Origin of the sequence: Canicola haemoglobinophilus, from assembly GCF_002015075.1 — a bacterium.
Lineage (GTDB): Bacteria > Pseudomonadota > Gammaproteobacteria > Enterobacterales > Pasteurellaceae > Canicola > Canicola haemoglobinophilus.
Window position 1 is genome coordinate 21,414 of sequence record NZ_MUXZ01000056.1, and the last position, 9,906, is coordinate 31,319.

9 protein-coding genes and 1 pseudogene are annotated in these 9,906 nt (G+C 36.6%); 4 read left to right on the top strand and 6 right to left on the bottom strand.

All coding sequences use genetic code 11. The annotated features are described in order from the left end of the window. Position 1 precedes the first annotated feature (1 nt). Positions 2 to 966, bottom strand: a pseudogene (gene rluD, locus B0186_RS10910) (23S rRNA pseudouridine(1911/1915/1917) synthase RluD). 102 nt (positions 967 to 1,068) lie between these two features. Between rluD and B0186_RS10915 the strand changes: the two are divergent. Beyond that, a complete protein-coding gene (locus B0186_RS10915; protein WP_078219443.1) occupies positions 1,069 to 1,857 on the top strand; it encodes an outer membrane protein assembly factor BamD in 789 nt (262 codons plus the stop codon). 566 nt (positions 1,858 to 2,423) lie between these two features. On the opposite strand, the gene rplS is transcribed toward B0186_RS10915, so the two are convergent. The 5 genes from rplS to B0186_RS10940 all read right to left on the bottom strand — a co-directional run bounded on the left by rplS (position 2,424) and on the right by B0186_RS10940 (position 6,158). Beyond that, positions 2,424 to 2,774: a 50S ribosomal protein L19 gene (gene rplS / locus B0186_RS10920; RefSeq protein ID WP_078219445.1), complete on the bottom strand. Its 351-nt coding sequence runs from the start codon at positions 2,772 to 2,774 to the stop codon at positions 2,424 to 2,426. Positions 2,775 to 2,810: 36 nt separating this feature from the next. Continuing rightward, on the bottom strand, positions 2,811 to 3,548 hold the full coding sequence (gene trmD / locus B0186_RS10925; RefSeq protein WP_078219447.1) for a tRNA (guanosine(37)-N1)-methyltransferase TrmD: 738 nt from the start codon (positions 3,546 to 3,548) through the stop codon (positions 2,811 to 2,813). Positions 3,549 to 3,601: 53 nt separating this feature from the next. After that, positions 3,602 to 4,129, bottom strand: coding sequence for a ribosome maturation factor RimM (rimM, locus tag B0186_RS10930; RefSeq protein ID WP_078219449.1), 528 nt, complete (start codon positions 4,127 to 4,129; stop codon positions 3,602 to 3,604). A gap of 32 nt (positions 4,130 to 4,161) precedes the next feature. Beyond that, positions 4,162 to 4,410, bottom strand: a complete 249-nt coding sequence (gene rpsP / locus B0186_RS10935; protein WP_078219451.1) for a 30S ribosomal protein S16 — start codon at positions 4,408 to 4,410, stop codon at positions 4,162 to 4,164. Between the two features lie 182 nt (positions 4,411 to 4,592). Further along, positions 4,593 to 6,158, bottom strand: a complete 1,566-nt coding sequence (locus B0186_RS10940; RefSeq protein ID WP_211272447.1) for a glycosyltransferase family 2 protein — start codon at positions 6,156 to 6,158, stop codon at positions 4,593 to 4,595. 268 nt (positions 6,159 to 6,426) lie between these two features. Here B0186_RS10940 and B0186_RS10945 point away from each other — a divergent pair, with 268 nt between their 5' ends. From B0186_RS10945 to deoD, 3 genes are all read left to right on the top strand, one after another. Continuing rightward, entirely contained in the window at positions 6,427 to 7,683 is a 1,257-nt protein-coding gene (locus B0186_RS10945; RefSeq protein ID WP_078219455.1) for a NupC/NupG family nucleoside CNT transporter, read from the top strand. A gap of 96 nt (positions 7,684 to 7,779) precedes the next feature. After that, positions 7,780 to 9,003 (top strand): phosphopentomutase, encoded by a 1,224-nt coding sequence (locus B0186_RS10950; protein WP_078219458.1) that lies wholly within the window; start codon positions 7,780 to 7,782, stop codon positions 9,001 to 9,003. A gap of 30 nt (positions 9,004 to 9,033) precedes the next feature. Further along, positions 9,034 to 9,750 carry a purine-nucleoside phosphorylase gene (deoD, locus tag B0186_RS10955; RefSeq protein WP_078219460.1) on the top strand — a complete coding sequence of 239 codons (717 nt, stop codon included), beginning with the start codon at positions 9,034 to 9,036 and terminating at the stop codon, positions 9,748 to 9,750. Positions 9,751 to 9,906 lie beyond the last annotated feature (156 nt).

The following is a 9,906-nucleotide window of genomic DNA, read 5'->3' on the forward strand; positions in this document are numbered from 1 at the left end:
ATTAATAATCTAAGTCGTCTTTATGTAATTGATAATCTGCTTTCAATGCATTGATTAATGTAACAAAATCCTCAGGCAAAGGAGCATACCATTCCATCATTTCTTCGGTAATTGGGTGTGCTAAACGAAGCATCACAGCGTGTAATGCTTGACGTTTAAAATCACGCATCACTTGCATAAACTCTTCACTGGCATTTTTCGGTGGGCGAGGACGGCCGCTATAAGTTTGATCCCCTAATAATGGGTGAGCAATATGTGCCATATGCACACGAATTTGATGAGTACGCCCAGTTTCTAGACGCAGGCGTAAACGTGTGTAATTACGGAAACGTTCCATGATACGATAATGCGTTACAGCTGGTTTTCCCATAGGATGAACTGCCATGTGAGTGCGTTTTGTTGGGTGTCTGGACATGGGCTGATCCACTGTTCCACCTTGAGTCATCACACCAAACGCAACTGCCTCATATTCCCTTGTAATTTTACGCTTTTGTAAATCTCGAACTAATTTAGTTTGTGCTGGAATAGTTTTCGCTACGACCATTAATCCTGTTGTATCTTTATCTAAGCGATGAACAATTCCCGCTCTTGGCACTTCGGCAATCTGTGGATAATGATATAACAAGGCATTCAATACAGTTCCTTTCGGATTTCCTGCACCAGGATGAACCACAAAATCTTTTGGCTTATTGATGACTAAAATATGCTCATCTTCATAAACAATATTGAGTGGTAAATTTTCAGGCTCAAATCTGCTCTCGTCCTCAATTTCCCTACCGACTCACCACCATATACTTTAGTGCGAGCAACATTAATAATTTCTCCATTAACTTTAACTAAATTATCTTCAATCCATGTTTTCAAGCGAGAACGAGAATAATCAGGGAACAATTCGGCTAATGTTTGGTCTAAACGTTGCCCCATGTGTTGTGGCTGAACTTCAGCTGACAATGTAACTTGTGCCATAATAAAAAAATCCGTTAGATAATTTGCTTATTTAGCAATGTGCTATAAAATACGGAAATCATTGTAACATTTATTATTGATTGTAAAAATAAGGATTCACCGATGCGTAAATTAAAATCTCTCGCTTTAGTTGCATTTGCAGCAGTTGCTATCAGTGCTTGCTCAAGCTCTGGCAAAGATGTTGAAGAAGGAAGCGAACAAGCTCTCTACGGAAAAGGTCAGAGTTATTTACAAGATGCGGATTATAGCCAAGCAATTCGTTATTTAGATGCAGTAAAAAATCGTTTTCCTGGAAGCCAATATAACAAACAAGCACAATTGGATTTAATTTATGCTTACTATAAATCTGAAGATTATACTAATGCTTTAGTGACAGCTGATCGTTTTATTCAACAATATCCACAAAGTCCAAACTTAGATTATGTGATTTATATGGCTGGTTTAACTAACTCAGCATTAGGTGATAACTGGTTCCAAGACTTTTTTGGTGTAGATAGAGCAACCCGAGAGAGTACCTCTATCAAAACAGCATTTGCTAACTTCCAAACTTTAATTCAACATTTTCCAAATAGTCCTTATGCACCGGATGCATTAGCTCGTATGGCTTACATTAAAGCAAGTCTTGCTCGCCATGAATTAGCTATCGCTAAATTCTATGCAAAACGTAATGCGCATGTTGCTGTGGCAAACCGTGTAGTTGGAATGTTGCAACAATACCCAGATACTAAAGCCACTCTTGAGGCATTACCATTAATGAAAAATGCTTATGAGCAAATGGGACTAACAAAATTAGCACAACAAGCAGACAGTATTATTCAAGCAAATCAAAATAAACAGTTTGAAGACGTTGCTAAACCACAAGAACCAGAATTGGTAACACCTAAAAAATAAACTGCCCCCCAATAGACGAAATAGTTGCTAATAATCTTTTTCTTAAGTTATTAGCAACTATTTTTATTATTTTTTGATTTTTCTCCAGCAATAGATTTCTGTTTCTTTCTTAACTTTCTCATCACCATCTCTACGAAATGAAAATAGTACATTTGGGTTGATTCAATAAATTTTTAAGTAAACACCGGCTATTACAAGTAACTGGTTGAATAACATTGTTTTCCTTTCTAAATCCATTCAAAGCTAGTGGATCATATTCATATTTCTCTATACATCAATTTGATGACAAGTCACCTTATCTCCCCGCCCATAATAATATTTAGATAAATCGATTTAGAGCTGTTTTAGGGCTTTATTCATATAGCTTTTAATAACTTTAGCTTTAAATTGATATTTAATTGTCAGCCCAACAAACAGATTTTCAACTCCATTTGCTACTTTTGCATTTTACAAAAGATACCGTGGCATAGTTTGGTATACCAACTGTTATATATTTTTTACTCCACTCTTAAATAAACAAAACCCTTGGGATTTCCAAGGGTTTTAGTTCATTTAAATATGGCAAATTAATCACCAAGACGCTCTTTAATACGAGCAGATTTACCTGAACGCTCACGTAAGTAGTAAAGTTTAGCTTTACGTACCGCACCTTTACGTTTCACAGAAATGCTATCAACAATTGGTGAGTGAGTTTGGAATACACGTTCAACACCTACGCCGTTAGATACTTTACGTAATGTGAAAGCACTGTGCAAGCCACGGTTACGAATTGCAATAACCACGCCTTCGAATGCTTGCAGACGACGTTTACTTCCTTCTACTACCCATACTTTAACTTCTAAAGTATCACCAGGGCGGAAGCTAGGTACGTTTTGTTTTAATTGTTCTTGTTCGATTTGTTTAATGATATTACTCATTGTAATAATCCTTCTAAAAATCCTAGATTTAACTGATTAACTGTTTTCTCGTTTAATTTGTGATAACAGTTTACTTTGTTCGTCAGTCAGAGCTAGGCCTTCCAGTAGCTCAGGGCGTCTTAGCCATGTTCGTTGCAGAGATTGTTTTAATCTCCATTTACGAATTTCTTCATGATTACCAGACATCAGCACAGGAGGCACAGTCAAACCGTCTAATTGATCTGGTCTAGTGTAATGAGGGCAATCTAATAATCCTTCCGCAAAAGAATCTTCTTGTGCAGAGGCTTGTTTACCTAAAACACCAGGGATAAATCTTGCAACAGCATCAATCAATGTCATTGCAGGTAATTCCCCGCCAGTTAGAACGTAATCTCCAATTGACCATTCTTCATCAATTTCAGTCTCAATCAATCTTTCATCAATGCCTTCATAACGCCCACAAACAAAAATCATTTTTTGATTTTTAGCAAGCTCTTGAACACCGATTTGATCGAGTTTACGTCCTTGAGGTGAAAGATAAATCACTTTCACATCATCACCGGCCGCAGACTTTGCACAACGAATAGCATCACGTAAAGGTTGCACCATCATTAACATTCCAGGGCCTCCGCCATAAGGGCGGTCATCCACTGTTTTATGTTTATCAAAGGTGAAATCTCGAGGATTCCAACATTGTACTTTTAGCAGGTTTTGCTTAACGGCTCGTCCTGTTACTCCGTATTCTGTAATAGCTTTGAACATTTCAGGAAATAGACTAATAATCCCGATCCACATTTGATTACCTTCTGTGTTTATGTTACCGCCAAAGCGCTACAGCATACCTGAGATTAGAAACCAGCATCCCAGTCAACTTCAATAGTTTTAGAACTGAGATCTACTCTTTTAACTACTTGTTCATATAAGAACGGAATTAACCGCTCTTGTTTGCCAAAAGCATCTTTTGTATTAGCTCGTACAACCAAAACATCATTAGATCCCGTTTCCATCATTTCTGACACAACGCCCATGGTATAACCTTGTAAATTTACCACTTGGCAGCCGATTAGATCATGCCAATAAAAATCTCCCTCATCTAACTGAGGAAAAACAGATAAATCTACACCGATTTCAACATTTGCTAGGGTTTGTGCAATCTCACGATCATTAATATTTTTCAACTTCACAATTAACTCGTGATTATGATGTTTCCAACTTTCTAATTCCGTTGGCTGCCATTGACCTTTGATTTTCAAAAACCAAGGTTGATAATCAAAAATACTTTCGGCTTGTTCTGTTGATGAATAAAGACGTAACCAACCACGAATTCCGTATGTTGAACCTAATTTTCCAACGACTTCTATTCTTTGTTGTTCCATTTTACTCACCTATAAAATGCTCAATCGTAAAATTAAGCAGCTTTTTGAGCTTCTTTTATTAAGCTAGCAACACGATCAGATAAAGATGCGCCTTGACCAACCCAGTGATTTACGCGGTCTAAATTAAGACGAACACGCTCAGCATTACCTGTTGCTAATGGGTTGAAAAAACCAACACGCTCAATAAAACGACCATCACGTGGTGAACGGCTGTCAGCTACTACAACTTGATAAAATGGGCGTTTTTTAGAACCGCCACGAGATAAACGAATGGTTACCATAACCTTCCTCTAAATAATTTAAACTAAAAAGAAAACCCACATCGAAGGAGTGGGAATGCTTACTTTTTTCTCTGTATATATAGACAAAAAGCCCGAGAATTGTACTCTTTTTTAGCTAAAAATCAAGTTTATTTCTCAGCGCTTTTGTTTATATATATTCTATAAAAATAGGATAAATTAGATTAAGGTTTAATCTGATTCAATCCATTTGAACAAGAAATCAACTTATCTTCAATAGCTTGTTTTAACCGAGCATCATTATCAGGTAAAGCAGCCCGATCTTTCTCTTGATGCCAGAGATGATAAGCAATCCCAGCAAATTTCAGATTTTTCCTCTTTCCTCCATTATTGAAAAAGCGGGCAGCAAACTCACTATCTTCACGCCCCCAGCCAACAAAATCATTATTAAAACCGTTAATTGCTAAAGCATCAGAAAAAAAGAATGCCATATTACAGCTTTTGATACCTTTGTAAGAATCCGCTTGTTTATTTTTTTGTATCATCCTAGCCACAATAGGAAAATGTAACGCCGTAAAACGTTTCTCAAATCTAGTTTCTAATCCTTTTTCATACCATTTTAAAGATTGATATTTCTCGGGGAATTGCAAAAGTGCGGTGGTTTTATCTTGAGTTAGTAATACCCTACTACCCTGAACAAAAACATTTTTTTCAGCTGCGTTAATATGATCAGCAATGAATTGAGGATGTAAAATCATATCGCCATCAATAATAATTACATATTCTGACTCAACCATAGACAATCCTCTATTTCTAGATTCTGCGGCACGAAAGCCATTATCTTCCTGCCAAGCATGTTTAAGTGGAATCGGAAAAATACCTTGATATTTTTTAATCAGTTTTTTGGTATCTTCTGTCGAACCATCGTCAGCTATGATCACTTCATTAGGTAAAATTTCTTGCGCTAACACTGAAGCTAAAACAGCCTCCAAAGCATCTGGGCGATTATATGTCGTAATTATTAAAGAGGTTGTCAAATTCTGATTAGCCTCCATTAATTTAATATATTTATAATAAGAGCCACTAGCATTGGCAAAAGAAATAATAAAACCATCTCCACCAGATAAAATACCTTTTTTCAAGAAGTAATTTTTGAAAAATGCAGATATGCCATGTGTAACAGCTGAAAACACACTGCCTTTTTTTCTATATTTCTGCTGTTCAGCAAAAAGGGTGGTGTACTGCTGCATTTTGTTAATCAAAGCTTCACTATTATCAAAAGAATAATGCTTAAATTCATGTTGTAAGTGAACTACCTGTATGTTTTCTGCAATTTCTAATGATTCATGCACTTGCCTATCATTAAATTTTACCAATTTTTTGTTATATAAACGCTTCACAAAATCTGGATACCAGCCACAAGTTTTTATGGGTTTTCCACGATAATGGTTAATTCTGAGTAAAGCATAGACTTTATAAGAATCATCAAAATTAATTTGAGAGATTTCCTCGATAAGCTTAGGCTGTAAAATTTCATCGCTATCAATATTTAAAATCCAATCATAGCTCGCATAAGTGGCTACTAAATTCTTCATTGGACCAAAGCCAATAAAATCTGAATGGTAAATTTTGACGTTAGTGAATTGTTTTGCAATTTCAACAGATCGATCTGTCGAACCATTATCTAATACAATAATTTCCGGGAAATCTCTCAAAGCACTAAGGCTTTGAGCTAAATATTTCTCAGCATTTTTCACAAGCATTGTGACAGTTATTGGTAAATTCATCATAAGTTTCTTTTAATCAGAGAGCGAAATAACACAAATTATATGTCTTAAAAACAACACAAGCAATAATGTTAAATTTCTTAAACAGATTTGTTATATTTCTCGATAAAAGTGCTTAAAAACAATAAATTAATAAAAATTTTGTTTCAATTTATAATAAGAATTGCATCTTCTAAGAAATTTGTAAAATTGCGATCTTTTTAAAGATTTTTCAAATCAAAACAAGTAGAATAATCATGCTTTTAACACTTCTGATAAGGATATTTATTTTATGAGTTCTCTGATTAGTATAATCGGCATTTTCGTTTTATTATTAATAGCCTTTCTTTTATCTAATAATCGTAAAGCAATCAATTATCGTACAGTGCTGGGAGCACTAGCAATTCAGTTTTTATTCGCAGCGTTTATTCTCTATGTTCCAGTTGGTCGCCATATACTACAAAGCATCGCAAGTGCGGTTCAATCAGTCATTAATTACGGCTATGATGGGGTTCGCTTCTTATTTGGCGGTTTAGCTCCACAAGTTGATGGGTCCAAAGGTTCAGCAGGCTTTGTTTTTGTTATCAATGTTCTTCCAATTATTGTTTTCTTCTCTGCATTAATCTCTTTGCTTTACTATCTTGGCATTATGCAATGGATTATTAAAATTATTGGCGGTGCACTACAAAAAGCACTAGGCACATCAAAATCTGAATCTATGTCTGCAGCAGCAAATATTTTCGTAGGACAAACAGAAGCACCGTTGGTTGTTAAACCTTACATCAGCAAAATGACAGAGTCAGAATTGTTTGCAGTAATGTGCGGTGGTTTAGCTTCTATCGCAGGTTCAGTTATGGCTGGATATGCAGGAATGGGAATTCCGCTAACGTATTTAATTGCCGCATCATTTATGGCCGCTCCTGCTGGATTATTATTTGCCAAAATCCTTATTCCACAAACGGAAAAATTCAATGATGATCTCAAAAAAATAGAGCAAGAAAAACCAGCAAATATCCTTGACGCAGCAGCAGGTGCATCATCAGGTATGCAACTTGCCTTAAACGTGGGGGCAATGTTAATTGCTTTTGTAGCGTTAATTGCATTGCTTAACGGCATACTGGGTACTATTGGTGGTTGGATTGGTCAAGAAGGGCTGTCTCTTGGCATGATCTTTGGTTGGATTTTTAAACCATTAGCTTTCATTATTGGAGTTCCTTGGAATGAGGCTGAATTTGCTGGAAGCATTATTGGAACAAAATTAGCCATTAATGAATTTGTCGGCTATTTAGAATTTGCTCCATATCTTGCGGCAGATGCTACGGTACAACTAAGTGATAAAACTAAAGCTATTATTACTTTCGCTCTTTGTGGATTTGCAAACTTTAGTTCTATCGCAATTCTAATTGGTGGTTTAGGTGGCATGGCTCCACATCGTCGAGGCGATATTGCTCGACTAGGGATTAAAGCTGTTATTGCAGGTTCACTAGCAAATTTAATGAGTGGAACCATTGCGGGCTTATTTATAGGTTTAACTGGTGCGACATTATAAAAGTGCGGTATCATTTGCCCCCCCTTTTTACGCCATGGTTTTACCATGGCTTGTTTGTTTTAAGCAGAAGAAAACGATTGCTTTAAGGAGAAAAAAATGAAAAGAGTATTTATTATGATGCTTGATTCTTTTGGTATTGGTTTTAGTCACGATGCTGAAAAGTTCGGTGACAAAGGCTCAGATACCCTAGGTCATATTGCAGAGCAATGTGCTTTAGGCAAAGCTGATAATGCCCATCGACAAGGTAAACTTCATTTACCAAATTTTGAGAAACTAGGGCTTGGATTAGCAGCTCAGCAATCCACTGGCAAGCTTCCAGCAGGATTTTCCGCAGAACCTGAATTAATGGCCGGCTATGCTTATGCACAAGAGATTTCTTCTGGAAAAGACACGCCATCAGGTCATTGGGAAATTGCTGGTGTGCCAGTTTTATTTGATTGGGGATATTTCCCTGAACATCAAAATAGTTTCCCTCAAGAACTATTAGATCGCATTGTGGAAAAAGCAGGATTAACCGGTTATTTAGGAAACTGCCATTCTTCAGGTACTGTGATATTGGATGAGCTAGGCGAAGAACATATTCAAAGTGGAAAACCAATTTTCTATACATCAGCTGACTCTGTCTTCCAAATCGCTTGCCATGAAGAAAGCTATGGCTTAGAAAAATTGTATGAATTATGTCAAATCGTACGAGAAGAGCTTGAAGGTTATAACATTGGTCGCGTGATTGCTCGTCCTTTCCTTGGTGATAAAGTTGGAGAATTTTATCGCACAGGTAACCGTAAAGATTACGCTGTTGAGCCACCAGCTAAAACTGTTTTACAAAAACTTGTTGATGAAAAACAGGGGGAAGTTATTTCTATTGGTAAAATAGCTGATATTTACGCCCACACTGGCATCACTCAAAAAGTCAAGGCAACTGGTATAGAAGAGTTGTTTGATAAGACCTTAACGGAAATCAAAAGTGCGGTAGAAAACTCCATTGTTTTTACCAATTTTGTCAACTTCGATTCAGATTATGGCCATCGCCGTAATGTCGCGGGATATGCTGCCGCATTAGAATATTTCGATAGCCGAATTCCTGAATTATTAGCATTAATGAACGATGATGATCTGCTTATTTTTACGGCTGATCATGGTTGTGATCCAACTTGGTCAGGAACAGATCATACAAGAGAACATATTCCTGTTTTAATTTATGGCTCTAATGTGCCAAAACAATTTTTAGGTAAACGCCAAACATTTGCTGATGTTGGACAAACCATTGCTAGCTATTTTGAATTGTCGCCAATGGACTATGGCACTTCAATTTTAGAATAATCATATTTCAATTAACAAAAGGAAAAATTTATGACTCCACATATTAACGCACCTACAGGTGCATTTGCTGATGTTGTTTTAATGCCTGGTGACCCACTACGTGCAAAATATATTGCTGAAACATTTTTAGAGGATGTGCAAGAAGTCACTAATGTTCGTAATATGCTTGGTTATACAGGCACTTACAAAGGGCGCAAAATCTCCGTTATGGGTCACGGTATGGGCATACCATCTTGCTCCATTTATGCGAAAGAATTAATTACTGAATATGGTGTGAAAAAAATTATTCGTGTTGGTTCTTGTGGCGCAGTCAAAATGGATGTCAAAATCCGTGATGTGATTATTGGTCTTGGTGCTTGCACTGACTCTAAAGTAAACCGTATTCGTTTCAAAGATAACGACTTTGCGGCGATTGCTGATTTCAGCATGGCTCAAGCTGCAGTACAAGCGGCTAAAAACAAAGGTATCGAAGTAAAAGTTGGTAACCTGTTTTCTGCCGACTTATTCTATACACCAGATACAGAAATGTTCGATGTAATGGAAAAATATGGCATTTTAGGGGTAGAAATGGAAGCAGCTGGAATTTATGGTGTTGCGGCGGAATTTGGTGCCAAAGCCTTAACAATTTGTACGGTTTCTGATCATATTCGTACTCATGAGCAAACCAGTGCAGAAGAGCGCCAATTAACCTTCAATGACATGATTGAGATTGCTTTAGAATCTGTATTGCTAGGGGATGCAGAATAATTTTTGATAAAAAGTGCGGTAATAATGAGCTGCACTCCAAAAGTTAGGGCTGTTATTTCAAAGTATAATGGACAAAATAGTTGCTAATAATATTTTTCTCGAGCCTCTCCCATAATTTGTGTAAATACCTGTTTCTGGAGATAATACATCTAGACA

Coding starts and splice junctions, on each gene's coding strand:
- rimM (WP_078219449.1), bottom strand. CDS start 4,129: ATGGAACAACAAAGAATAGAAGTCGTTGGAAAATTAGGTTCAACATAC.
- rpsP (WP_078219451.1), bottom strand. CDS start 4,410: ATGGTAACCATTCGTTTATCTCGTGGCGGTTCTAAAAAACGCCCATTT.
- B0186_RS10950 (WP_078219458.1), top strand. CDS start 7,780: ATGAAAAGAGTATTTATTATGATGCTTGATTCTTTTGGTATTGGTTTT.
- trmD (WP_078219447.1), bottom strand. CDS start 3,548: ATGTGGATCGGGATTATTAGTCTATTTCCTGAAATGTTCAAAGCTATT.
- B0186_RS10940 (WP_211272447.1), bottom strand. CDS start 6,158: ATGATGAATTTACCAATAACTGTCACAATGCTTGTGAAAAATGCTGAG.
- rplS (WP_078219445.1), bottom strand. CDS start 2,774: ATGAGTAATATCATTAAACAAATCGAACAAGAACAATTAAAACAAAAC.
- B0186_RS10915 (WP_078219443.1), top strand. CDS start 1,069: ATGCGTAAATTAAAATCTCTCGCTTTAGTTGCATTTGCAGCAGTTGCT.
- deoD (WP_078219460.1), top strand. CDS start 9,034: ATGACTCCACATATTAACGCACCTACAGGTGCATTTGCTGATGTTGTT.
- B0186_RS10945 (WP_078219455.1), top strand. CDS start 6,427: ATGAGTTCTCTGATTAGTATAATCGGCATTTTCGTTTTATTATTAATA.